Source organism: Bradyrhizobium sp. SPXBL-04 (assembly GCF_051853035.1).
In the GTDB taxonomy this organism is placed as follows: Bacteria; Pseudomonadota; Alphaproteobacteria; order Rhizobiales; family Xanthobacteraceae; genus Bradyrhizobium; species Bradyrhizobium zhanjiangense.
Map to the genome: position 1 here is coordinate 1,718,553 of NZ_CP182472.1, position 23,889 is coordinate 1,742,441.

At 58.6% G+C, this 23,889-nt stretch carries 20 protein-coding genes; 16 read left to right on the top strand and 4 right to left on the bottom strand.

What is annotated here, in order from left to right:
* Nucleotides 1-128 precede the first annotated feature (128 nt).
* A complete protein-coding gene (locus ACNJX8_RS08065) occupies nt 129-956 on the top strand; it encodes an Effector protein NopP (RefSeq protein WP_439360187.1) in 828 nt (275 codons plus the stop codon).
* 918 nt (nt 957-1,874) lie between these two features.
* On the opposite strand, the gene ACNJX8_RS08070 is transcribed toward ACNJX8_RS08065, so the two are convergent.
* The 4 genes from ACNJX8_RS08070 to dctA all read right to left on the bottom strand — a co-directional run bounded on the left by ACNJX8_RS08070 (nt 1,875) and on the right by dctA (nt 8,109).
* Nucleotides 1,875-2,300, bottom strand: coding sequence for a response regulator transcription factor (locus ACNJX8_RS08070; RefSeq protein ID WP_439360188.1), 426 nt, complete (start codon nt 2,298-2,300; stop codon nt 1,875-1,877).
* Nucleotides 2,301-2,346: 46 nt separating this feature from the next.
* Nucleotides 2,347-3,030 carry a response regulator transcription factor gene (locus ACNJX8_RS08075; RefSeq protein ID WP_128943567.1) on the bottom strand — a complete coding sequence of 228 codons (684 nt, stop codon included), beginning with the start codon at nt 3,028-3,030 and terminating at the stop codon, nt 2,347-2,349.
* Nucleotides 3,027-5,702 (bottom strand): PAS domain S-box protein, encoded by a 2,676-nt coding sequence (locus ACNJX8_RS08080; protein WP_439360189.1) that lies wholly within the window; start codon nt 5,700-5,702, stop codon nt 3,027-3,029. The genes ACNJX8_RS08075 and ACNJX8_RS08080 overlap by 4 nt, the downstream gene beginning before the upstream one ends.
* Before the next feature lie 1,099 nt (nt 5,703-6,801).
* Nucleotides 6,802-8,109 (bottom strand): C4-dicarboxylate transporter DctA, encoded by a 1,308-nt coding sequence (gene dctA / locus ACNJX8_RS08085; RefSeq protein ID WP_439360190.1) that lies wholly within the window; start codon nt 8,107-8,109, stop codon nt 6,802-6,804.
* Between the two features lie 1,152 nt (nt 8,110-9,261).
* On the opposite strand from dctA, the gene ACNJX8_RS08090 reads away from it, so the two are divergent.
* From ACNJX8_RS08090 to hypE, 15 genes are all read left to right on the top strand, one after another.
* The gene (locus ACNJX8_RS08090; protein ID WP_439361837.1) at nt 9,262-9,951 is read left to right on the top strand and encodes a molybdate ABC transporter permease subunit; all 690 of its coding nucleotides are present in this window, start codon (nt 9,262-9,264) and stop codon (nt 9,949-9,951) included.
* Between the two features lie 510 nt (nt 9,952-10,461).
* On the top strand, nt 10,462-11,562 hold the full coding sequence (locus tag ACNJX8_RS08095; protein WP_439361838.1) for a hydrogenase small subunit: 1,101 nt from the start codon (nt 10,462-10,464) through the stop codon (nt 11,560-11,562).
* A 12-nt stretch (nt 11,563-11,574) separates the two neighbouring features.
* Entirely contained in the window at nt 11,575-13,365 is a 1,791-nt protein-coding gene (locus ACNJX8_RS08100; RefSeq protein ID WP_439360191.1) for a nickel-dependent hydrogenase large subunit, read from the top strand.
* A 4-nt stretch (nt 13,366-13,369) separates the two neighbouring features.
* A complete protein-coding gene (gene cybH / locus ACNJX8_RS08105) occupies nt 13,370-14,053 on the top strand; it encodes a Ni/Fe-hydrogenase, b-type cytochrome subunit (RefSeq protein ID WP_164939155.1) in 684 nt (227 codons plus the stop codon).
* Nucleotides 14,054-14,064: 11 nt separating this feature from the next.
* Nucleotides 14,065-14,649 carry a HyaD/HybD family hydrogenase maturation endopeptidase gene (locus ACNJX8_RS08110; RefSeq protein ID WP_128943572.1) on the top strand — a complete coding sequence of 195 codons (585 nt, stop codon included), beginning with the start codon at nt 14,065-14,067 and terminating at the stop codon, nt 14,647-14,649.
* Nucleotides 14,650-14,665: 16 nt separating this feature from the next.
* Entirely contained in the window at nt 14,666-14,956 is a 291-nt protein-coding gene (locus tag ACNJX8_RS08115) for a HypC/HybG/HupF family hydrogenase formation chaperone (RefSeq protein ID WP_128943573.1), read from the top strand.
* Between the two features lie 191 nt (nt 14,957-15,147).
* Nucleotides 15,148-15,585, top strand: coding sequence for a hypothetical protein (locus ACNJX8_RS08120; protein WP_439360192.1), 438 nt, complete (start codon nt 15,148-15,150; stop codon nt 15,583-15,585).
* Nucleotides 15,585-16,439 carry a hydrogenase expression/formation protein gene (locus ACNJX8_RS08125; RefSeq protein ID WP_439361839.1) on the top strand — a complete coding sequence of 285 codons (855 nt, stop codon included), beginning with the start codon at nt 15,585-15,587 and terminating at the stop codon, nt 16,437-16,439. Before ACNJX8_RS08120 ends, ACNJX8_RS08125 begins: the two co-directional genes overlap by 1 nt.
* Before the next feature lie 100 nt (nt 16,440-16,539).
* On the top strand, nt 16,540-17,634 hold the full coding sequence (locus ACNJX8_RS08130; RefSeq protein ID WP_439360193.1) for a hypothetical protein: 1,095 nt from the start codon (nt 16,540-16,542) through the stop codon (nt 17,632-17,634).
* Nucleotides 17,627-17,968, top strand: a complete 342-nt coding sequence (locus tag ACNJX8_RS08135) for a hydrogenase maturation nickel metallochaperone HypA/HybF (RefSeq protein ID WP_128943575.1) — start codon at nt 17,627-17,629, stop codon at nt 17,966-17,968. The genes ACNJX8_RS08130 and ACNJX8_RS08135 overlap by 8 nt, the downstream gene beginning before the upstream one ends.
* Nucleotides 17,968-18,927, top strand: a complete 960-nt coding sequence (hypB, locus tag ACNJX8_RS08140) for a hydrogenase nickel incorporation protein HypB (RefSeq protein ID WP_128943576.1) — start codon at nt 17,968-17,970, stop codon at nt 18,925-18,927. Before ACNJX8_RS08135 ends, hypB begins: the two co-directional genes overlap by 1 nt.
* Complete coding sequence (gene hypF, locus ACNJX8_RS08145; RefSeq protein WP_439360194.1) at nt 18,924-21,179, top strand: carbamoyltransferase HypF; 2,256 nt, start codon at nt 18,924-18,926, stop codon at nt 21,177-21,179. Before hypB ends, hypF begins: the two co-directional genes overlap by 4 nt.
* A 49-nt stretch (nt 21,180-21,228) precedes the next feature.
* Nucleotides 21,229-21,414: a HypC/HybG/HupF family hydrogenase formation chaperone gene (locus tag ACNJX8_RS08150; RefSeq protein ID WP_306469171.1), complete on the top strand. Its 186-nt coding sequence runs from the start codon at nt 21,229-21,231 to the stop codon at nt 21,412-21,414.
* The gene (gene hypD / locus ACNJX8_RS08155) at nt 21,411-22,553 is read left to right on the top strand and encodes a hydrogenase formation protein HypD (protein ID WP_439360195.1); all 1,143 of its coding nucleotides are present in this window, start codon (nt 21,411-21,413) and stop codon (nt 22,551-22,553) included. The genes ACNJX8_RS08150 and hypD overlap by 4 nt, the downstream gene beginning before the upstream one ends.
* Nucleotides 22,550-23,596, top strand: a complete 1,047-nt coding sequence (gene hypE, locus ACNJX8_RS08160) for a hydrogenase expression/formation protein HypE (RefSeq protein ID WP_128943579.1) — start codon at nt 22,550-22,552, stop codon at nt 23,594-23,596. The genes hypD and hypE overlap by 4 nt, the downstream gene beginning before the upstream one ends.
* Nucleotides 23,597-23,889: the final 293 nt, after the last annotated feature.

Sequence of the window (23,889 nt, forward strand, 5' to 3'; positions counted from 1 at the left end):
CCTATGATAAGCCAACGTGAGGGCGGCCACGTCAGGTTTTGGTAAGCCAGGCTCCTTATCAGCGCTGCTGGGCCTAACAAGCCTAAACTAGATGCGGAAATGTATGTCCGACGGGAGCACCAATCGCCATGTATAATCGGATCAATGGCTCGTCCTACTTCCAATCCTCTGACTTTGCCGAAACTGATGAGCAAATGGACGCAGACACCTTTGCGGATGCGTTCGCAAATATGCGCTTAGCCGAATCTGGTTCCAGTGGCAGTGCATCTTCGGCAACAAGACCGTATTCGCTCGCTTCGACCCCTCCCATAATAGAGTTCAAGGATCGTCAGTCATTCCGAAAAGCGGCGGAGGCCTATCATGGCGACGAAATCATGTACATCGCCGACAACCCCAAAGAGTACTCCGATTTCGTGTCCGGCAAGGCAAGGCGAACTGCGGAAGTTGCCAAAGACTACGGGCGAACCCGAGATTCCGAGAAGGCGCGATACTTCAGCTACCAATTGGGCAACAAGAGTGTCGGACTTCTAAGAACGGAAGGCGGCGACAGCATGACCGAGTTCGACGTCAAAAGGTTTAAGAAGCTATTTCCTGGACGCCACGGGACTACCTCTACTGTGGATCTTCAAGTCGTTCATCCGCTTGTCGAGAACGCTGGCGATATCCTGCTCGAGCACCAGCTTCGACTAGACGGAAAACAGCCGCTGCTCAATTTGCGTCCGGCTAATTCGGAAGCAAGAGCCCGTGCGGCAAAGATGGGATTCGTCGAGGTTGACGCCGACAACATGGTTCTCGACCCAGAGAAGTCAGACAAGTGGGTAAGGAATAGTGACGGCGAATGGCAGCGCAAAGGTACTGCTGCGCTGTATCTTTCCAAAGCTGAAGACAGTGAGGGTAGTGATACCGAGATCTCAGCGAGCCCCTCAACATACGACTATGAGGATGATTTTATGTGACAATGGGATCACCGGTGATTTGGCCCGATGGAGTAGACCAATCTAGCCTGCTCCGGGCTCCTCTGTGTTTATCGCCTTTTCGGCTGAGAGTTCCTCTGAGTTGGCTCAGAATACTGTCCCCAGAGTGCTCCTCGGCTTAGCGGTTGCTGATTTGTTTGAGCCTTGGAAGTAGGGGCTCACTGCACAAGCCAATTGCGACAATGCTCGCTGCGGCGAGGACCTGCATGGGATGCCGCCAAAGTGCGCCCGGTCGCCGAGGGCCGGGCGTGTTGTGCCGAGCCGTTGGACGGCTTGGAGCCAGAAGTCGTCTACAGATGACACCTATGAAGTAGTAAGGGCGTGGGCGCCTGCCGTGAGTCGGTGGGCAAGGAAATGCACAGCGAAGCGGCGCCCGATGGGCAAGACGGCTGGCATGCGTCAACGGACATAACGACGCCGAGAGCACGATCATCGTGCAGAGCACTTTCACCAGAAAAGCCTCAACAGAAGACGCGAGGCGGTTGTCCTGGGCGAAGCTCCGTTATCATCGTCACTGCAGTCGGCTGCGAACAGCCAATCTCTTGCTTTGTCGATCGCTCTCGGCCAGCTCCGCTCTGCAATGGAACATATAGAAACGATCCAGACGAGTTAAGAAGGGCTTAGGGGCGTCGATTGCTTTGGGTGAGCATTACGTTGAACGTCGATCTGCAGAGTGAGTCGAGCTGGCGTGCCCTTCCAGCACTCGCAGCGATAAGGTTGTTCTGCACCAATGTAGCCGCCCGGCGATGGTCGCTAAAGTGTCGACAAGGCGACAATTGGCCTCTCGCTCGCTTGATTTTAGAGCAAGTAGCATCTTTGACTCGAAGAGGTTGGTCGGCGGCGAGATCGACGCGTGGAGCGTTTAGATCGGACATCAACCCAAGCCGCAGGTTGATTGCATCAGATGTCGCGCCGGCCGTCATACGCGTTCAGTGCGGTGTCGAGGCATTCGATTAACGCTTGTCCTGCAAAGGGTTTGGCGAGGAAGCCAATCGCGCCGGCGCCCAGCGCTGACGCGCGCACGCGGTCGTTGGGGAAAGCAGTAATGAAAATGAATGGTGCGTCGTAACCACGTGTCCGCATCTCTGCCAACAGATCCAGGCCGCTCATAGCCGACATCTGCACATCGGTAATGACACAGGATGTCTCGTCCAATTGCGGCGACCTCAGGAGTTCCTCGGCCGACGCAAATATTTGGGCGATGTAGCCACGCGATTTCAAAAGATTCTCTGTCGCCGCACGGACTGAGGCGTCGTCGTCAACGACGGAAATCAAAGGCGTAGACAAGACGATCCCTCCTGACGCGTGAATAGTGGCCACAAGCATTAGCCACCTTCGGCGAAAAGTGGGCTCGACTGATGAAATTGTAAAATCATACTTGGGTTTGTTCAGGACGATTAGCGCGAATTCCCAGCGTCTCAGTCATTCTGATCAAGTCGGCCAGCGACCGTGCACGCATCTTTTTCATGACGTGTCCCCGGTAGATCTTGACCGTAATCTCGGCGAGCCCAAGCTCGGCGGCTACCTGCTTGTTCATCAGGCCGGCAGCGACCAGTTTCATCACCGCCTGCTCGCGCGGGCTTAAGGTCTCAAATAGAGACTGCAGGTTCGCGACGGTTTGCTGAGCCTCCCGTCTTTTGCGATCGCGTTCGGTCGCCGCGACCACGGCATCAAGCAGTTCCTGGTCGCGAAACGGTTTGCTGAGAAAATCGACCGCTCCTTCCTTCATGGCCCTAACGCTCATGGGAATGTCGCCATGGCCGGTAATGAAAATGATCGGAATATGTATGTTTAACCTCGCCAGCTCGCTCTGGTATTCAAGGCCGCTCAAGCCTGGCAGCCGGACATCAAGAACGAGACAGCTAACAACGTTCGGAATTGTGCTCTGCAGCATTTCGCGGGCCGATCCGAATGCAACGACGTCCAACCCTACCGATCGAAAAAGGTTCGTAAGCGAGCGGCGCATGGAGATGTCGTCCTCGACGACGAAGACTATCGCCTTTGTCGAGGCCTCGGCATTGCTGCCTTCACCTGGCGTATCAAATCGTCCTGTCACGAGACGGCCTCCTTATGCAGCGGCAGGGCGAACTGGAAGGTCGCGCCCGGTCCGTCTTTGTGGACCATTGACAGCCGTCCGCCATGAGCTTCTACGATCGACCGGCAGATCGAAAGACCCATTCCAAGACCACTCGATTTGGTGGTGAAGAAGGGATCCAAGACGCGGTCCGCGTCGTTCTCGGCGATGCCGACGCCGCAATCGGTCACGGCAATCTGGACATGCCCCAGATCGTCCTTTGATGATTGAATCAGCAGTTCGCGCGTCCGGTCTGTAACTGCGTCCATGGCTTCGATTCCGTTCATCACCAGATTGATGATCACCTGTTGTAACTGAATCCGGTCGCCGAGGATCGTAGGCAGCGCGGCCGTCAACTCGGTTCGTAACGACACTCGGTGGCTCACCAGCTCTCGTGTTACCAGCGCAATGACGTCCTTAACGACCTCATTAATATCGAGCGGCACCATCTCAATCTCGCCTTTCTTCGCGAGAGCGCGAACACGACGGATCACCTCGCTTGCGCGGATTGCGTCTTCGATGATCCACTCCACCGAAGAGCGCGCGGCAGAAAGATTAGGAGCTTCGCGACCCATCCAACCGAGGCACGCATCGGCGTTGCTGATAATAGCGGCAAGTGGCTGGTTTATTTCGTGGGCGATAGTCGTTGTCAGCTCTCCTAAGGTCGTTACACGCGTCACATGCGCAAGCTCCGCCTGTGCCTTTCGTAGTTCTTGTTCGGCTTGATCGGCGCGAATGGTAGCGGTGATATCAGTGCTGACGCCACGGTAGCCGAGAAAATTGCCCTTTCCATCGAAAAAAGGCTTGCCACTCGTGCGGACGTAGATCGGAGATCCTGTCCGATTCACGGTACGGTAGACGAGATCTCGAAATGGAAGATGGGCTTCCAACGTCGCCCGATGCTGCCGCCACTTCTCGGGTTCCTCTTCGACGTCGCGCGCAATGTCCCAGCGAAGCAGGCCCATCAATCCTGTCGCCAAAATTCCCGCAGCGCTGGTGTGCTCGGACAAGTGAGTGACCTGATGATCCGGCCCGGTCTCCCAGAGCCAGTCGGAAGCTGTTTCGGCGTAGTCGCGAAAGCGCTGTTCGCTTTCGCGCAGCGCGGCAAGTGTGTTTTCCAGGCGTTCCCTAGCTGCGTGTTGCTCGGTGACATCCATATGTGTTCCGATCAGCTCGCTGACGTTACCATCGCTGCCGACCACCACGTGCGCAACGGAGTGTATGCGTCTTATCCCGCCATCTGGTAGAAGGATACGGAAATCATATTCGAACCGCTCCTCCTCGTGTTCAATCGCCTGGCGCTGCACCTCCTGTAGCCGCGGCAAGTCGTCGGGATGGATGCGCGATCGAATGGTCTCTATCGATACCGGCTCTTGTGGGCTAAAGCCAAACAGACGATCGACCTCGGCGGAGCGATACACGAAATCTAGACCGTAGACGTCCCAGGACCAACTGCCCGTGTGACTGAGATGCTGGGCTTCGGCCAGATAGGCCTCGCTGCGGCGCAGCTGCTGTTCTGCTCGCCTCGCCGCCGTAATGTCCGTAGCTGCCCCAACAAACTCGATCTCACCAGAGGCTGTCCTCGTCGCTCGTGCCTGCGCATGAATGTGCTTTACCGAGCCGTCCGGTAGCAGAAGCCGGTATTCGTGCTCGAAATCGCTCGGGTCTCGCATCGCGCGATCGATAATTTCTCTAACCGAAGCCCTATCATCTGGATGAGTGCGCTCAACGACGAGCTGCGGCCCCGGTGGCACTGTCTGAGGATCTAATTGGAAAATCCGAAATGTTTCCTTGGACCAGAAGGCTTCGCCCGTAGTGGGGTTCCAGCTGAAGCTTCCTGTGTGACTCAACTCCTGCGCCTGGGCTAAATGTGCTTCGCTCCGCTGCAGGGCAAGTTCGGTCCGCCTTCGCTCCGTGATATCTTCGCAGGCGACAAGGATAATGGGCTGCTCATCCGCCCAGAGCATGGCTTTGGCGTTTTCACGTACCCACAACACCGACCCGTCCTTCCTGACTTTCTGGACGTCCCACGTGCGCGTTTGTCCGACATCCTCAAGGCAAGTCCGAACGCATTCGCGAACGAAGGCGCGATCCTCCTCGAGAAATACGTCCAGCACGGATCGACCGATCAGTTCAGCACGAGCATAGCCGAGTTGTGTCGCGCCGAGCGTATTGACGTTGAGGACAGTGCCGGCTTCATCGACCATGAAGTACATGGCCGGATTGTGCTCGAAGATGGCGCGCCAGCGTTTTTCCCGATCCTCCAAATCGGCCGCACTCCGCTGAAGCTTGGCCGCAGCCACACGCGCAGCCTCTCTTTCCTGGCGCAGCTTTCCGATCAGGTGCGCTCCCACAATCGAGGCAATAAAGAATGCAACAATCACGGGCAGATCTTGGGGGTCATCGATTCGCAGGCTGAACGCCGGCGGTGCAAAATAAAAAGCGAGAGCAGCAATGGCTACGATGCAAAGCGCGGACGACGCGATGAAGCTGCCCATCAACGAAAACAGCAACACCACTAACAAATAGGCGAACGCCGTCGCGGCGAAATGCGCCTGAAGGTACAAGCAAGACAGTGTTACCACCGCCAGCGTTATGGTGCCGAAGGTAAACTGGGGGGCTGAGCGCTTTAAACTGCTGATCTGGCTACGCATTTTGGGACCGTCCGGGCTGTTCTCCGGCGGGAGAGCTATAACATTTTAGGCAAAAATGGGGCAACACTCGGCACGCGCACCCGCTGTGAGCGGTTCCGAGATCGATTGCTTGCTGAACTGAGCACGCGCGAAGAAAAAACGCATCACAGACATACGTATAGTTGTCCTAAACCTTTCAATATGGCGCGTGACACGCCTAGAATCGAAGCTAAGATGTCTACTTTCCTCCGCTGCCGATAACGTTCGGGCAGGCGCTTGAGGCTGCAGCCGAGGACAACTCCCTGACGCCAGCTGGACGAGGACAGCGGCTGCAGTTCGGCCAAGACGTTGAGCCGAAACAATCAGGCGCGCCTCGCCGAACCGGAAAGAACAGGGACAAGCTGCCGGCCGATTCATCTCGCCGTTGCGATCGGCATGGGGAAGAAAGTGCAATCGTCATGTGCCGAGATACGAAGGCGAAGTTACGCGACTGCCTTGTATGCCCGAGGGCCATCACGCCTAGGTGAGAGGACTTGTCTCCGGTTAGCCGGTGAGCGCGCGCCAACGACGCCGAACCGACACTAGCCGTGTGCAAGCCGCCATGGCTCCGTCGAGGTGCCATCTAATCCATGCTGATCACAGCCATCACGATCTAATGCGGCAGCACGGACCGTAACAAGGGATGACGAGTTGCATCAGCAAGCTCGCCACCACGTGGTTGGTTGGGCGAGGCCAGTGCAGTGACCGCGCGCATTGGCAATTGTAGGCGGACCAACACCTATGTCCGTCAGGTGGACACGTTCTGTCGCAGTCCCATCTGACACGGCAAAATGTTGCAGAAACGTTCAGATGGCCGAGAGCTTGACGGCTAAGACGCGCTTGAAAATGACTGTTAAGAAATCTCCTACTCTTTTGCTTGGGTGGCAGCTTTTGCTTGGTGGCAGCTTTTCAGGGCGGCTGCCGGGACGCGACGCGGAGCAAGGGCTGCGCACTGGAGATCGCGCTAGAGAGTTCCGGCTCGTGTCAAGTCGGAGTGTCGATTCGAACTACGAGAAATGTGGCTGCGCTTGCATTCAACCCGTCTTCGAATGGCGGTGGTTAAGACCCGGGAGCTATCTCATCATGCGTCGATGGTGGTGGAAACGTTGGGCTCGTTGAGCCGAGCCTGCAGCGTCGCGTGCTCGAGCTCGTCCTCCCACCAGGATATGAACACGGCGGCGATGCCATTGCCGGTAATGTTAGTAAGGGCGCGTACCTCGCTCATGAACTTATCGATTGAAAACACGATTGCCATGCCCGGCACCAGCGCTGGGTTGACCACCGACAACGTCGCAGCGAGCGTGATGAAGCCCGCGCCGGTGACGCCGCTTGCTCCCTTCGACGTTAGCATTGCAACGAGCAGGATGGTGAGCTGCTGGCCAAAGGTGAGCTCGACCCCGAGTGCCTGGGCAATGAACAATGTCGCAAGTGTCATATAGATATTGGTGCCGTCGAGGTTGAAGGAGTAGCCAGTTGGCACCACCAGGCCGACCACGGGCTTGGAGCAGCCCAGCCGTTCGAGCTTCTCCATTAATTGCGGCAGCGCACTTTCAGAGGACGAAGTGCCGAGCACGATCAGAATCTCGTTCTTGATATAGACAATGAACTTGAAGATTGAAAAGCCGACGAGGCGCGCGATCAAACCGAGCACCACCACGACAAATAGCGCCGCAGTCGCGTAAAACAGCGCGATCAGACCGATCAAATTGCCGAGTGCTGCCGGCCCGAACTTGCCGACGGTGAAGGCCATGGCGCCGAAGGCGCCGATCGGAGCCGCTTTCATGATGATAGCGATTACGCCGAACACCGCGTGCGCGACGTCGTCGATCATGCCGCGCAGCCGCTCCCCACGCTTTCCCAGCGCCATCAACGAAAAGCCGAATAGAATCGCGAACAAGAGAACCTGCAGAACATCGCCGCGAGCGAAGGCGCCGACCGCGGTCTCGGGAATGATGTTGAGAAAGAAATCGACGGTCTTCGAGGCTTCCGCCTGCTTCACGTAATTGGCGACCGCCGCAGCATCCGGCTTGACCGCAAGGCCATGGCCGATTTGGACCAGATTGCCCATAACAAGGCCCAACAGCAATGCAAAGCTGGAGACGATCTCGAAATAGACCAGCGCCTTGACGCCGACGCGCCCGACTTTCTTCGCATCCTGAATATGCGCAATACCGGATGTGACGGTGCAGAAAATAATCGGCGCGATCACCATCTTGATGAGTTTGATAAATCCGTCACCGAGCGCCTTGACCCAGTCGTTGGTCGCGATGGACGGCCATAGGCAGCCGACCATGGCGCCAATCATGATCGCAATCAGCACCTGCACGTAGAGAATCTTATACCAAGTTTGCGACGTGCGCGCGGGTGCCGCAGTTGACATGGTGGTCATGACGCTTCCTTCCCGAATATCCTCGAATGTGAGCCGCCGCGTCTTTGAGAGGCGACAGCGTCATACGAGACTCATTTTGAGCCGTGTGCGATTGAAGACGGTTCCGAGAGTCGGTGCGTCGTTCCAAAGGCAGGCGAGTTGCGTTTATCCTCTCTCTTAAGCAAGATCTGCACCAAATGCCCAAAGTGCGCCGACCAAGCAGTGGCGGACAAACCGTCTGTCTCCGGCGGCATCGGTTTGAGTGCTCGGACCGCGTTCGCAAGGTCGAAAAAAAGTTCCAGCGTACTCGTAACTTGATCGGCTGGGCGCATTAGCGGAGTCACGTCTCGGCCGCGAAGCCCTAGCGTGATCGATATGCGCCGACTGCTGAGATGGATGCAACAGTACGTGACATCGGTAAAATTCATAATTTGGATTGTAGGCATCCACGCGATGGAAGCCTGGTTTAGGAACTCGATTGCGCGGAAGAATCTTTGATCGATGCACTGCGTTGTCGCTAACGGCAAAGCTCGTTCGCGCACGGGGCATTGTCTCCAAGCCTGTGCTAGCGATGCGTATTAAGCAGGCGGCCTTCGCTCTCGGCTCCTCGTTCCCTTTGCCGCGCCGCAGAAGCAGCGTTACGATGATTTCTCAGCTAGATCGTTCCCGTTACTGCCAAACGGCAGTCTTGCTGAGATCCGTTCCATTGCCAGCGCGGCGAGTGCGGCGGTTGAGCCGGCGACGAATCAAACAGGCATCTATGAGGGCGTCAAAGTCTACCCCTTCGTTGCGCGGCGTGTCGCTGTCTGCTCGGAAACAAAAATGCCTGAAATCTGACAGAGCGTTAGGTTCACGCCACAGTGATGTCGGCGTCTATGCGAATTTCGCACGTTGAGCATAGAGCGCGCGACAGTTCGCACGCGGCACAGGAATTGCTGATGACGAACGAGGAGCTTCCGCCGTCAGATGGATGGAAGTGACCCAGTCGCAGGAGTTGCCGATGAGTATTGCGATGCTGCTGTTGCTCGCAGAAACGACGCGCGTGAATGTGGCGGCCGCCACGAAGTGCCGCGCGACTAAAGGGCGATCTGCGCCACATCCCTGGATGAGCCGGACGTGCAGGCGATCACTGTGCCGACACGGCGACCTGCTTGGATTGTTGGGCTGACCCACATGGATGTCTTTTCGGCAGAGATTTCGCAATCGGTTGCGCTCACGATTGAGCTCGCCAGCGTGACGACCGTGATCCTCCTCCTGATTGGTGTGCCCCTCGCTGGGTGGCTGGCGCGCTCAAGGACTCTTTTGAGCGAGGCGGTGGCGACGATGATCGCCCTGCCGCTAGTGCTGCCGCCGACGGCTCTCGGTTTTTGCGTACTCGTGTTGCTCGGCCCAAACGGACCGGGTGGCGTTCTCGCCTCTTTGTGGGGCGAGCGCACACTCGCTTTTACCTTCGCTGGAATCGTGATCGGATCGGTCCTCTCGGCGCTGCCGTTGGTGGTGCAGCCGATCCGTAACGCCTTTGTTGCGATAGGCGATCGCCCGTTGAAGACTACGGGGCCCGTTTCGTCGTTGTATGCCTTCATTACCATTAGCGGGCCGCTGGCGCGACTGGAGTTTGTTAAAGCCGCCGTGGTCGGCTTCTCTCATACGATCGGCACATTCGGCGTCGTGATGATGATCGGCGGCAACATTCCTGGGCGCACCAAAGTGTTGTCAGCCTACGTCGTAGACTACGTCCAAGCGTCGCGCTGGCGCGAGGCGAGTGTGGTTGCCGGCGGTATGGTGATGTTCGCCTTTGCGGCTATCTTCACCTTAGCCCTCATCGAGAGACACTGTGCCAAGAGAAGCATTGAACCGTCTTAGGGTTGCCGGCCGGACATATCCGTCACGACCGAGGAGCATTATTGCAAGCCGGATCTATCCATCCTTGCGAGGCTACAATGAATAAGCTTGTTATGGCCGCGGCGTTGCGCACTTGCGACTATGAGCGGCTTTAACGCCCCATTGGTCAGCAATCGACAAGTCTGATTGAGACTGGGGGGCAGTGCGGTCCCCGTCAACTCGCACCCATTCTATTCAACAATCGGCATGCCGCGTGAGTGTCGCGGTCGTGCAAGAGCGAGCATGACATGGTCACCGTGCAGTGGTGAACCATCGTGCTGCTCTGTTGAAGTGCTCACATCGACGTCCAAAACCGGACACTAATAGCATGACAGATCAATGGCGCAGCTTGTGGCTCGCTGGCTGGCTTCGACTGTTCGCAAAGCCAGAAGCGGTGGCTTGCCATCTGTCAAGTGTTTCGGTTCGCTGGCTTGTTTCTTGCTGAACGTCAGTAATTCGTTACGGCCGACGACAACTTACATGGAAGGCTTAATGAGTGGTGCAACAGAAACGTTCTACAGCGTGATCAGACGTCAGGGTATCACGCGTCGTAGTTTCCACAAATTCTGCAGTTTGACTGCCGCGAGCTTGGGACTTAGTCCGCTCGCCGCAGTCAGTATTGCCAATGCCCTGGAGACCAAACCGCGTGTGCCCGTCATCTGGCTGCACGGGCTCGAGTGTACCTGCTGCTCGGAAAGCTTTATCCGCTCGGCCCATCCCTTGATCAGGGACACGCTGCTGTCGATGATATCGCTCGACTATGACGATACAATCATGGCGGCGGCAGGACACCAGGCCGAAGCCATCCTGGAGGAAACTCGTGCCAAATACAAAGGCAGGTATGTGCTCGCCGTCGAAGGCAATCCGCCGCTGAACGAGGGTGGCATGTTCTGCATTGACGGCGGCAAGCCGTTCGTTGAAAAGCTCAGGTCCATGGCGGAAGAGTCCATGGCGGTCATCGCTTGGGGCACATGTGCGTCCTGGGGATGCGTGCAAGCGGCCAAGCCCAATCCGACTGGCGCGGCGCCGATCGATAAGGTGATCACCAACAAGCCGATCATCAAGGTGCCCGGGTGTCCTCCTATCGCAGAGGTCATGAGTGGCCTCGTGACATTCATGACCACGTTCGGAAAGCTTCCGGAGCTCGATCGCCAAGGGCGTCCAAGTATGTTCTATTCCGAGCGGATTCACGACAAGTGCTATCGGCGTTCCCATTTCGACGCTGGCCAATTCGTCGAAGAGTGGGACGATAAGTACGCGCGCAAGGGCTATTGCCTGTACAAGATGGGCTGCAAGGGGCCAACCACCTACAATGCCTGTTCTGCCATTCGGTGGAACGGCGGCGTTTCATTTCCGATTCAATCCGGCCACGGCTGCCTCGGCTGCTCCGAAGACGGCTTCTGGGATAAGGGGTCATTTTACGACCGCCTCACAACCATCAAGCAGTTCGGCATCGAGGCGAACGCCGACCAGATCGGCATGGCCGCTGCCGGCGTAGTTGGGCTAACCGTCGCTGCCCACGCGGCGGTCACCGCCGCGAAGCGGTTGACCCGCAAGCGGGATCGCGCAGCCCACAAAAGCAAACCGAGCTGAGGAGGGGCGACGGTGGCCGTCCAGACACCGAATGGGTTCAATCTCGATCGTTCCGGCAGGCGAATCGTCATCGATCCGCTGACGCGGATCGAAGGCCACCTGCGTGTCGAAGCCAATCTCGATTCAGACAATGTGATCCGCAATGCGGTCTCAAGCGGGACGATGTGGCGTGGCATCGAAGTTATCCTGCGCGGGCGCGATCCGCGCGACGCGTGGGCGTTCACCGAGCGGATTTGCGGGGTATGCACCGGCACCCATGCGCTCACCTCCGTGCGCGCGGTTGAAAATGCACTAGGAATTGCGATTCCGGAGAATGCCAATTCGATCCGCAACATCATGCAGCTGTGCCTGCTCGTGCATGATCACCTCGTACATTTCTATCACCTGCACGCGCTGGATTGGGTCGACGTGGTCTCCGCGCTCAAGGCCGATCCCAAGTCGACCTCCGCGCTCGCGCAGTCTATCTCGCCCTGGCCGCTGTCGTCCCCTGGCTATTTTAAGGATTTGCAGATCCGGCTCGCCAAATTCTTCGGATCAGGGCAACTCGGTCCGTTCAAGAATGGCTATTGGGGGCATCCGGCCTACAAGCTGCCACCGGAAGCGAACCTGATGGCTGTAGCGCATTATCTGGAAGCGCTCGACTTCCAAAAGGAGATCGTCAAGATCCAAGCTATCTATGGTGGCAAGAACCCGCATCCGAACTGGCTGGTCGGCGGGGTGCCCTGCGCGATCAACATCGACGGAACTGGTGCGGTGGGTGCGATCAATATGGAGCGATTGAACATCGTGTCCTCGATCGTCGACCGTTCGATCGAGTTTGTCGAACAGGTTTACCTGCCCGACATTGCCGCGATCTGCTCGTTCTATAAGGACTGGCTCCATGGCGGCGGACTTTCGAGCAAAAGCGTGATGTCCTATGGCGACATCCCTGAAAACGCAAATGACTGTTCCGCCAAAAGCCTCAAGCTGCCGCGCGGGGTCATTCTTGGTGGCAATCTCAAGGAGATACTGCCGATCGATCATGGTGATCCCGAGCAGATCCAGGAATTCGTCGCGCATTCATGGTATAAATATCCCAGCGATTGCTGTGGACTGCATCCCTGGGACGGTATCACCGAGCCGAGTTTTGAACTTGGGCCAAAACTCAAAGGCAGCAAGACAGATATCAAGGAACTCGACGAGGGCGGCAAGTATTCCTGGATCAAAGCGCCGCGCTGGCGCGGCCACGCCGTGGAGGTCGGGCCGTTAGCGCGATACATCATCGGTTATGCGCAAAACAAAACCGAGTTCAAGGAGCCCGCCGAGAGACTGCTCAAGGGGCTCAATCTTCCCCTGACTGCGCTGTTCTCAACGCTTGGCCGTACTGCGGCGCGGGCGCTCGAATGCCAGTGGGCGGCGCATCAGATGCGTTATTTCCAGGATAAGTTGGTAGCCCACATCAAGGCGGGCAATACGGCAACTGCCGATGTCAGCAGGTGGAAGCCGGAAACCTGGCGCAAGGAGGCCAAGGGCTACGGGTTCACTGAGGCGCCGCGCGGTGCGCTTGGGCACTGGATCAAGATCAAGGACGCCAAGATCGACAATTATCAATGTGTTGTGCCGACGACGTGGAACGGATCTCCTCGCGATCCCAAGGGCAATATTGGCGCTTTTGAAGCCTCCCTGATCGGTACCCCGATGGCCGATCCGCAGCGGCCCCTGGAGATCTTGCGCACGATCCATTCCTTTGATCCGTGCTTGGCTTGCTCGACCCACGTGATGAGTCCTGAGGGCCAGGAAATGGCTTCAGTCAATGTTCGTTAGGGGCATGCCGGACAGCGCTCGGAAGCTCCTTGCCGCCGTCGATGCGGCACCGACTGAACGCAGCATCGCCTGCGCGCCGGTGCGACTGTGGCATTGGGTCAATGCCGCGGCCATTCTGATACTGAGTTCAACCGGCTATCTCATTGGAACCGGGACACCGGTGATGTCGGGAGAGGCAACCGGAAATTTCCTGTTCGGCTATATCCGCTTTGCTCATTTATCGGCGGGATATGTGCTCGGTATCGGCTTTCTTCTGCGGATCTACTGGGCTTTAAAGGGAAATGCGCATGCCATGCAGATCTTTTGGGTGCCGCTCTGGCGCAGGTGCTTTTGGCGCGAGGTGTACCACGAGATTCGCTCGTATGCGTTCCTTACAGTTGAGCCCGAGAGCCACGTCGGGCGCAACCGTCTTGCTCAGCTCGCAATGTTCTTCATGTTTACGCAGACGATCACGTTCATGGTCGTCACAGGGTTTGCACTTTATGGGCAAGGTGCAGGTACTGACAGCTGGCAGTACAAGCTATTCAGCTGGGTATTTTCAATTTGGCCGAACAGTCAGGACGTCCATACCTGGCATCATCTCGGCCTGTGGGTGATCGTGACCTTTGCGCTGGTCCACATCTACGCGGTGATCTGGGAAGACTCATGTCGCGCCGGAGCATCTAATGAGCGCGGGTTTCGCGATTGACTGGGAAGCGGATGCTGACTCCGGAGAACAAGAAGAGGATTCTGCTGCTCGGCATCGGCAATATCTTGTGGGCCGATGAGGGATTCGGCGTGCGGGTGGTCGAGGAGTTTCATCGCCGCTACGCCATCGATGACAACGTCACCGTCCTCGATGGCGGCACACAGGGCCTCTACCTCGTCAGTTTTCTTGAGCAGGCCGATTGTCTGATCGTGTTCGATGCCATCGACTATGGATTGCTGCCCGGGCAGTTGAAGCTTGTGCGAGATGACGAAGTGCCAAAATTTACCGCCGCCAAGAAGGTGAGCCTGCATCAGACCGGCTTTCAGGAGGTCTTGAGTGCGGCCGACCTGCTTGGCCGCCGCCCGCGAGAGCTCGCTCTTATCGGCTGTCAGCCGCTGGACCTGGAGCATTGGGGCGGTCCGCTGACGGCCCCGGTACGCTTTCAAATTGCGCCTGCGATTGAACTAGCTTGCAAACTCCTGGCGCAGTGGGAATCGCCGGCAAAACCGCGGACCGCGCAGCTGCCTGCATCAGAACGACTGTTAGCGAACAATATCGACCATGCAAATTATGAGATGAGGGCGCAGCCGATCTAGCGGCCCGCGACTGACCATGTGCCTTGGCTTGCCGATGACGATTCTCGAGACCGACAGCATTACGGCGCTGTGCGAGTATGGCGATGAACAGCGGCGCGTCTCCGTCATGCTGCTCTCCGACGCCTTCGTCGGCGCAAAGGTGCTCGTTCATATCGACAGCGCGGTGCGGCTCTTGGACGAAAATGAAGCAAGGCTGATCTCCGAAGCACTTGACGGGCTTGAGGCCAGCCTCAACGGCCAGGACTGCGATCGCTTCTTTGCGGACTTGATTGGTCATGAGCCGCAATTGCCGGAGCACCTACGCTAGCGGTTCCACTCGCGGATATTGCACCGACTGCGCTTGCTCACACATCGGCTTCCAGTCGCACGTAACCTTTGCATGGAAAATGTCAGGCGCTTCGAGTCTTTGGTTCGAGCGGGACTCGCGGCCAGACAATGATTGGCATGCGCCTTGCTAATAGCCTGTTAGCAGAACCGAACATTTTCAGAAGGCGTGTGATGAAGTTGCAGCCAGCGCAGCATGGTTTTGCGCGGTCCGCTCCGCCCGAGCTGGGGGGCGTCAGCGTCGATGCGCGCCTAGTCGCGCGCGCTCCCATGAGGGCGGCCGTGATGCCGCAGTCGGTGGCCGATCCCGTATATTTGCTCCGGATCATCAAGCCCGCGTTCTTCCGTCCTGAAATGGTCAACACGTTTCGGCGGCGCATTCAAGGCACAGTGCCTGCAGTCGGCGTTGGTGGCGAACTGGTCGGCCGGCTCGGCCTGCGCGGCCCGTCGAGCCTGAGCCTGCGCCGTCGGCACGGTACACTCCGCGTGATCGGCAGGAGACCGGTCCGTTTGGTCACGATCGACCGCATTTCGGTACAGATTGTTCGGTCACACGCCGGCAGCACCTGTGTCGGCAAGGGCTCTCGAGACAGCCAACGGAACATCGCATGATAAAGACAGCGCTCCGCGTTGTATCGGACGGCGCCGAGCGGGTGGCGAGCAAGCTTGTCACGGGCTCTGGAAGTCTCGATGTATTCCATCGCGGGTCGACGAGTGCGCTCGCCAGCGGCTGGCGCGATGGCGACGAGCTTACAAGGAACTATCCGAATGCCACCGCGCTGTTATCGAATGTCGCTGCTGCCGTTGGCGGCCAGAGAAGCGGCGCTCGGACGCAACAGTACGGACTCGCGAATCTCAGCGATCCCGAGCGCAAGCTGATTGGCGAAGTGCTCGGAGAAGGTGAGGTTGCCGGCGTGGTTGCGCTGCCAGATGGCACTTTGGCGCAAATCCGGGAGTCCGTGCTTGCGGGAATCTGGCGCGTGCGCATCGGGACCGATCCGGCGCACGAATATGTTGAGGTCGGGGCGATTCCGCAAATTGTACGGAGCGCCGCAAGTGACCTGACGTTCGCCGATATCGTGATCGGCGCGGCGCCGGACAGCGCGATGAACGTGCAACCGTTGCTCGCGGAAATACGCGAACGGTCGCGCATCTGGCGGTTTGGCATGCGCGCGCATGTCATCAATCTCACGTTGCTGCCGATGAGTGTTATCGATCTGGCATACCTGCAGCACAGCGTGGGCGATGGCCCGGTCCAACTCATCTTCCGCGGTTACGGCACGTGCCGAGTGCAGGCGACCGGGATCAGGAATGTCTGGTCGGTGCAGTTCTTCAATTCTACGGACAACATCATCCTTGATACGCTGGAGGTCGGCGGCGTGCCGATTGTTGCGTTGGCTGCCGACGAAGATTTCCAGGACTCTGCCGAACGCATGAAGGAAATTATCAAGGCGTACTTCACATGAAGAGCTTGGAGAACATTCGGCATCGAGTGGGATCCCGCAGACGGCGCGCGCACAGCGTGCGCCGGCATATCTTGCGCGGGATGATGGCGGTGCCGTGCGCATGAGCCTCGCTGCCCGCAACAAAATCGATGTCACCGTATCGCTTGCTGCCGACGTAGTTGCCGCGGTTGAGATCCTGCCTCGAGTCCGGCCGCCGCTGGCTCGGCTGTTCGCCGGCAAACAGGCCTCGTCACTGCTCAACGTACTCCCGCGGCTCTTCGCGTTGTGCGCCGCCGCGCAGCAAACCGCACTGCTGTCCGCGATCGAGACGGCGCGCGACGAAGCGATCACCCGCACAACAAAACAGCATCGTATTGCGCTTGTCGTAACCGAGCGCATAGCGGAATTGCTACGGGGCCTCTTTGTCGGACATCTTACGCAAGACATCGCCAGTGCGCGGGCAATCCGCTCCCTGATGCGGGGAATGTCAGCGCTTGTCGGCAGCGCACAGCCAGCCTGGGACTCCGCTCAACGCGAAACAACAACGCGGATTGTGGCTGCGCTGGCCGCGCTCGGCATGCCGAATGAGGGTGGCGCGCTGAGGTCCGGCAGCCCATTGGCGCTTCGCATTGCAGCGCTTGATGAGATCGACCTGAAGCCAATTCCGGCGGAGCACTCGTTCCTGTCCGTTGCCGACGACCGCAACGTCATTAAACGGCTGCTCGTTGATGATGCGACATTTTGCTGTTGTCCCGATCTCGATGGACATGCGCCCGAGACGGGTCCATGGGCGCGCCAAATGACGCGTGATCGGCTCTCCCCGAGCCCATCCGGCGCGGCCGAGCGGCTGAAGGCCAGAATTGCTGAAATCCTCCGGCTATGCGCCTGGATCAAGGATGGTGCTCATATTGACTCGGCAGAGCATGGGATTATCGAAAGATATAAGCTAGGGCCCGGCCGTGCTGCGGCCGCGGTCGAGTGCGCCAGGGGGCGTCTCTACCACGCAGTTGAGCTTGATCTTCAGGGCCGGATATCCCGCTTCGAATTCCTTGCGCCGACGGAATGGAATTTCCACCGGCGCGGACCGCTTGTCCGGAACCTGCAAGGCGCGGTGCTGACGGCTAAACGACATCGGGATGCAGTCAATGCGGTGATTGCATCGCTCGATCCGTGCGTCGGGTTCACCCTCAATTTTCGCGAAGTTGGCGATGCATGAAATGGCGATTTGTCTTGGCATCATTCAAATCGTCGAGGAGGAGGTACGTCACCGATCGTTTTCGCGGGTCCGGAGCGTCTGTCTAGAGATGGGAGCGCTGAGTCATGCCGCGCCTGAAGCGATCAAGTCATGCTTTGCTGTCGCTGCAACGCGGACCGTTGCCGAGGGCGCGGTCCTTAATATCATCGAACTGCCAGGCGTTGCTTGGTGCATGAGCTGTTCGAAGAGCGTCGAAATTGCACGGCGCGGCGAGTGCTGTCCTTGCTGCGGCAGCTATCAGTTGCAGGTAACCGCGGGCGAACAGATGCGCGTGAAAGAGCTGGAGATCGATTGATGTGTACCGTTTGCGGCTGCACCGAATGGACGACGTCGATCAAGCGCACCAAGGCGCATGATGCGGAGAGCCAGCAGCTATACGATGCCGATGTGCAGGACGATTGCGATCGCCATTGTGCCCATCCGCACAGCGACCAAGGCCCGCAGCCTTCAAACGATGCTGGCAATAGTCATAGTTGCCACCATCGCTCTGCCCATCACCAGGCTCATGGCGTGCAGGTCCTTCTGAGCGGCGGCGCCGGGCCGGCTGGTTTGAGGCTCGCGGGCATGAGCAGAGACCGGGTCATTCAGATCGAGCGCGATATTCTTAACAGAAATAATGGGATTGCGGCGGACAACCGCGCGCTCTTCGTAGCCGACGACCTGCTTGCATTTAATCTTTTGTCCAGTCCCGGTGCAGGTAAAACGTCGTTGCTCGTCCGCGCCGTGTCCGAGCTCAAGCGCAGCCGTCCGGTCGGGGTCATCGAAGGCGACCAGCAAACCTCGAACGATGCCGAACGCATTCGGGCCGCCGGCGTACCAGCCGTTCAAGTCAACACCGGCAAGGGTTGCCATCTCGATGCTGCGATGATTGGCGAGGCTTATCGCCGCTTGCCGCTTCTCCCGGGCGGTATTCTCTTCATTGAGAACGTCGGTAATCTGATCTGTCCCGCAGCCTTTGATCTTGGTGAGGCCTGCAAGATCGTAGTGTTGTCGATTACCGAAGGTGAAGACAAGCCGCTCAAATATCCTGATATGTTTGCCGCTTGTTCGCTCATGGTGATCAACAAGATTGATCTGGCGCCGCTGCTTGAGTTCGATTTGGCCAAGACCATCGAGTACGCCAGACGCGTCAATCCAAAGATCGACGTGCTCGTCGTTTCGGCTCGTACTGGCGCGGGTTTTGGCGCGCTCTATGCCTGGATCGATAGACAAGCGGGGCATCAGAGGCGCGCCGTAGAGGACACAAGGCGATGAGCGCCGCAACCACCTGCGACCGAACACGGCTGCGCGTGCGCGTGAAGGGGGCCGTGCAAGGGGTCGGCTTTCGTCCTTACGTCTATGGACTCGCCATGCGGTACGGATTGGCGGGGTTTGTCATCAATGGCCCCGAGGGCGTTACGATCGAGGTCGAGGGCCACCGTGCGTCGGAGTTTGTCGCCGCGTTGCCGCTCGAGGCACCTCCATTGGCACGCATCGACCACATCTGCGTTCGGGAGACTGCGGCGCTCGCAGCGAAAGACTTTTCGATCGGCACGAGCGAAGGCGGCAAATTGTCGACACAGATCGTCGCTGATGCCGCGGCCTGCCCGCAATGCCTCAGTGAGCTGTTCGATCCAGAAAGCCGGCTCTACCTTTACCCCTTCATCAGTTGCTGCCATTGCGGCCCACGCTACACCATCGCCGACCGGCTTCCGTACGATCGCCGCAATACCGTGATGAGGGCTTTTAGGCTGTGCGCCGCCTGCGAGGCTGAATATGCCAATCCGGCGAGCCGCAGGTTTCATGCGGAGGCGATCGCGTGTCCGACATGCGGTCCTCGGCTCAGCCATGAGATCAGCGCCATTGTCGCGGCAATCGCTGGGGGACAAATCGTGGCGATAAAGGGGCTGGGCGGATACCAGCTGCTTTGCGATGCGCGTAACCAGGACGCGGTGCAGCGTTTGCGCAGGAGAAAGCAGCGCCCTCAGAAGCCGTTCGCGGTTATGGTCGATTCCATAGACCGCGTCAGCCAGATCGCCGAGGCGAACGCGCCCGAGCTTGCGCTGCTCGAATGCGTAGCACGTCCCATCGTCCTTCTGCGTTCGCGAAACAATCTGGCGCCCGCCATAGCTCCTGGCTTGTCACGTGTGGGTGTCATGCTGCCTGTAGTGCCGCTGCATCACCTCATCTTTCATGCGCTTCGCTCGGCAGGAGAATGGGCGGGGGCTGGCCCCGTCATCGTGGCCACCAGTGCCAATCTTTGCGGCGAACCGCTCCTGATCGACAACGCGCAGGCGCTGCGGCGGCTCAAGGGGATCGCCGACCTTGTCGTGACCCATGACCGCGATATCCTGACGCGTGCTGATGACTCCGTGGTGTCGGTGGTGGCTGGCCGGCCACAGTTCATTCGTCGTGCCCGTGGCTATGTTCCCGAACCCATCAGGCTTGCGAAGTCTGTGCCGCCCGTGCTCGCCGTCGGCGGCGCGCTGAAATCGACCATCACTATCACGCGGGACAACCAAGCGTTCGTCTCTCAGCATATTGGCGATCTGGATACGGCCGAAGGCATTCGTGCGTTCGAGGAGACGATCCGACACCTCACATCGAGCCTTGACGTGGAGCCTGTCGTCGTCGCCCATGATCTGCATCCCGATATGGCTTCTACCCGGTTTGCGGAAGCAAATGGCCGCGAGCTGGTGGCGATCCAGCATCACCACGCACACGCTGCCGCGGTGATTGCCGAGCATGGCCATGCGGGACCTGCGCTGGCCCTGGTGCTCGATGGCCATGGCTTTGGTTCCGACGGGGGTAACTGGGGTGGCGAACTATTGTTGTGCGAAGGGCCGAGGTGCCGACGTATCGGGCACTTAGCGCCGCTGCGAATGCCTGGTGGAGATCGTGCAGCTCGCGAGCCGTGGCGCATGGCGAGCGCAGTACTACACGGGCTCGGTCGGGGTAATGAAATCGGGTCGCGCTTTGCGGCGCAACGGCAGGCTAGATGTGTCTCGGCCTTGCTCGATCAGCCGGGCGGGCCCACCACGACCAGTGCGGGCCGGTTGTTCGACGCGGCAGCGGCGCTGCTGCGGATTGCGAGTTTGCAGAGCTATGAGGGCGAAGCGGCGATGAAGCTCGAGGCGCTGGTGCGGCGGACTGCGATTTTCGAAGCCGGCTGGACGATCGATGGCGGCGTGCTGTCGCTTCGTCCGCTGTTTGCGCGGTTGATTACTGATGACATTGACGCCGCGGACGGAGCCGGGCTGTTTCATGGCACCTTCGCCGCCGCCTGCGTTGACTGGGTCACGCGCTCTGCGCGGGCAACCGGCATTAATACTGTCGTTCTGAGCGGCGGCTGCTTCCTAAACGCGGTGCTGGCGGAGGAAATCCCGCGCGGTTGCAGCGCTGCCGGCCTTACCCCGCTCGTGCCACGGCGGGTGCCGCCCAATGATGGCGGTTTGAGCCTTGGCCAGGCCTGGATTGCCGCTCTGCAGATTGCTCAACAGTCGTCCGCCAGGGGAGGAACAGCCTGATATGTGTCTTTCAGTGCCGGCAAAAATTGCGAAAATTCTTCCCAACGACATGGCTACGGTGTCCATCGATGGCATCAGCCTGGAGATATCGATTGCTCTCATCGACGAGCTCGAGGTCGGCGATTGCGTCCTTGTCCATGTCGGCTATGCGCTGGCCAAGATCGATCCGACGGAAGCCAAGCGCACGCTGGAGCTCCTGCAGGAGCTAGGCAGCGCAGGAGAACGCCGATCATGAAATATGCCGACGAATTTCGCGACAAGGCCATCGCGCGGGGAATTGCGCGTGCGATTGGCGCCGAGGTCAGTTCGCAAAGAGCCTATCGGTTCATGGAATTCTGCGGCGGACACACTCATGCGATCTCCCGCTATGGCCTGGAGGATCTGCTGCCCGCGAACGTTCGCATGATCCACGGGCCCGGTTGTCCCGTCTGCGTTCTGCCCGCCAGCCGAATTGATATGGCGATCCGGCTCGTCGACCGACCAGAGGTCACTCTGTGCGTCTACGGCGACTTGATGCGCGCGCCTGGGTCGCGAGGACAGTCCCTGTTGCGAGCCAAAGCGCTCGGCGCCGACATTCGGATGGTCTACTCAACGCTCGACGCTATCCGGCTCGCCGAACAGGCGCCGAGCCGCGAGGTGGTCTTCTTTGCCATCGGATTTGAGACCACGACGCCCCCGACGGCGGTGATGATCCGGATTGCCGAGAAGAAGCGGCTGAAGGGCCTCAGCGTGTTCTGCAACCACGTGCTTACACCCTCTGCGATGCACAGCATTCTCGAGAACCCCAAAATCCGCGACACCGGCGGGGTTCCAATCGACGGCTTCATCGGGCCTGCACATGTCAGCACCATTATTGGTACGCAGCCTTACGAGCCTCTGGCGGAACAATTCGGCAAGCCGATCGTGATCGCGGGATTTGAGCCGCTCGATGTGATGCAGGCGATCCTGATGCTGGTGCGGCAGGTGAACGAAGATCGCTACGAGGTGGAGAACCAATACAGTCGTGCGGTAACGCGTGAAGGCAATCGGCGCGCCAAGGAGGAGGTATCGCAGATATTCGAACCGCGCGAGCAGTTTGAATGGCGAGGGCTCGGACTCGTACCCAACAGCGGACTGAAGCTGAAGCGGGCTTACGCGCAATTCGACGCCGAGACGCGTTTTGCGATCCACGATCTGCGTGTCGCAGACAATCCGGCATGCGAGTGCTGCGCGATCTTGCGTGGCGCCAAGAGGCCGGTCGAGTGTAAGCTGTTTGGAACCGTCTGCACGCCGGAAACCCCCATAGGGTCCTGCATGGTGTCATCGGAAGGCGCTTGTGCGGCGTATTGGACCTATGGCCGAGTTCGCGATGAACAGTTGGGCCGGACATCATGAGCGTAAAAGCCTATCAACGCAAGCTCGACGTCGAGAACGGACGCGTTGATCTTTCCCACGGATCGGGAGGCCGTGCCATGGCACAGCTGATCTCCGGCCTTTTTCACCAAGCCTTTGGTAATGAATGGCTTGCCCGCTGCAATGATCAGTCGGCGTTTGACGTTGCGGCAGGCAGGATGGTGATGACAACCGACGGCTATGTGGTTTCTCCGCTGTTCTTTCCCGGCGGCAATATCGGGTCACTGGCTGTGCACGGCACGATCAATGATGTCGCGATGTCCGGCGCGCGTCCCCTCTATCTGTCGGCCAGTTTCATCATCGAGGAGGGCTTCCGGTTTTCGGATCTGAAAGCGATCGCGGATTCGATGGGCGCGGCAGCGCGCGCGGCCGGCGTTTACATCATTGCCGGAGACACCAAGGTCGTCGAGCGCGGCAAGGCGGATGGTTTGTTCATCTCTACGACCGGCATCGGGATTGTGGCCGATGGGCTCGATCTCTCCGCCGACAAGGCAAGGGTCGGGGATCGTGTGCTGGTGTCCGGTAGCCTCGGTGATCATGGAGTAGCGATCATGTCAAAACGTCAGAACGTCGCTTTTCAAACCGAGGTCGTCTCGGATTCCGCAGCGTTGCATAATCTCGTAGCGGTCATGGTTGCCGCCGGCGGTAGCAGCATCCGGGTGATGCGCGACCCCACGCGGGGTGGGCTTGCCGCGACCCTCAACGAGATTGCGCATCAATCCGACCTCGGGTTCCGTCTGCAGGAAACATCCATTCCGGTGAAGCCCGCGGTTGCAGCTACCTGCGAGCTCCTTGGTCTCGATCCGATCCATGTCGCCAATGAGGGCAAGCTCGTTGCGATCGTCGCGCCTGATTTGGCCGATGCCGTGCTTGCAGCCATGAAGGCGCACCCGCTCGGGTCCGATGCAGCTGATATTGGCGAGGCGGTGGCTGACGATCGGAAATTTGTGCAGATGGCGACCGGTTTCGGCGGCCGGCGAATCGTTGATTGGTTGTGGGGCGAACAATTGCCTCGGATCTGTTGAACACATTGCGCATCGTCCAGTTTTTTGGAAACTAAATTTATGATCAATGGTCGTTAGCCAAGAGCCATCCAAACGATCCCTTCTATGGGCAAGCCTACCCAACGGCAGATTGCGACTCCGCTCTTTAAGAAGTTTCGGCGAGGCTGGATTTCGGTTGTTAGCTTTTCCACGAGCCGAGAGCGCAATTCGAAACGATTCATCGCGATCACGCATTTTGGACGGTGAAGCTCAGCGAGCATGGTCACACGATCCGCTCGGCACCGGTGGGTTTGAAATCCTGCGAAGTGTATCAA

What these genes read in the sequence shown, in the direction of transcription:
- ACNJX8_RS08065 (WP_439360187.1), top strand. Translation starts at nt 129, where the DNA reads ATGTATAATCGGATCAATGGCTCGTCCTACTTCCAATCCTCTGACTTT.
- ACNJX8_RS08070 (WP_439360188.1), bottom strand. Translation starts at nt 2,300, where the DNA reads ATGCTTGTGGCCACTATTCACGCGTCAGGAGGGATCGTCTTGTCTACG.
- ACNJX8_RS08080 (WP_439360189.1), bottom strand. Translation starts at nt 5,702, where the DNA reads ATGCGTAGCCAGATCAGCAGTTTAAAGCGCTCAGCCCCCCAGTTTACC.
- dctA (WP_439360190.1), bottom strand. Translation starts at nt 8,109, where the DNA reads ATGACCACCATGTCAACTGCGGCACCCGCGCGCACGTCGCAAACTTGG.
- ACNJX8_RS08090 (WP_439361837.1), top strand. Translation starts at nt 9,262, where the DNA reads ATGGATGTCTTTTCGGCAGAGATTTCGCAATCGGTTGCGCTCACGATT.
- ACNJX8_RS08095 (WP_439361838.1), top strand. Translation starts at nt 10,462, where the DNA reads ATGAGTGGTGCAACAGAAACGTTCTACAGCGTGATCAGACGTCAGGGT.
- cybH (WP_164939155.1), top strand. Translation starts at nt 13,370, where the DNA reads ATGCCGGACAGCGCTCGGAAGCTCCTTGCCGCCGTCGATGCGGCACCG.
- ACNJX8_RS08110 (WP_128943572.1), top strand. Translation starts at nt 14,065, where the DNA reads ATGCTGACTCCGGAGAACAAGAAGAGGATTCTGCTGCTCGGCATCGGC.
- ACNJX8_RS08115 (WP_128943573.1), top strand. Translation starts at nt 14,666, where the DNA reads ATGTGCCTTGGCTTGCCGATGACGATTCTCGAGACCGACAGCATTACG.
- ACNJX8_RS08120 (WP_439360192.1), top strand. Translation starts at nt 15,148, where the DNA reads ATGAAGTTGCAGCCAGCGCAGCATGGTTTTGCGCGGTCCGCTCCGCCC.
- ACNJX8_RS08130 (WP_439360193.1), top strand. Translation starts at nt 16,540, where the DNA reads ATGAGCCTCGCTGCCCGCAACAAAATCGATGTCACCGTATCGCTTGCT.
- ACNJX8_RS08135 (WP_128943575.1), top strand. Translation starts at nt 17,627, where the DNA reads ATGCATGAAATGGCGATTTGTCTTGGCATCATTCAAATCGTCGAGGAG.
- hypB (WP_128943576.1), top strand. Translation starts at nt 17,968, where the DNA reads ATGTGTACCGTTTGCGGCTGCACCGAATGGACGACGTCGATCAAGCGC.
- hypF (WP_439360194.1), top strand. Translation starts at nt 18,924, where the DNA reads ATGAGCGCCGCAACCACCTGCGACCGAACACGGCTGCGCGTGCGCGTG.
- ACNJX8_RS08150 (WP_306469171.1), top strand. Translation starts at nt 21,229, where the DNA reads ATGGCTACGGTGTCCATCGATGGCATCAGCCTGGAGATATCGATTGCT.
- hypD (WP_439360195.1), top strand. Translation starts at nt 21,411, where the DNA reads ATGAAATATGCCGACGAATTTCGCGACAAGGCCATCGCGCGGGGAATT.
- hypE (WP_128943579.1), top strand. Translation starts at nt 22,550, where the DNA reads ATGAGCGTAAAAGCCTATCAACGCAAGCTCGACGTCGAGAACGGACGC.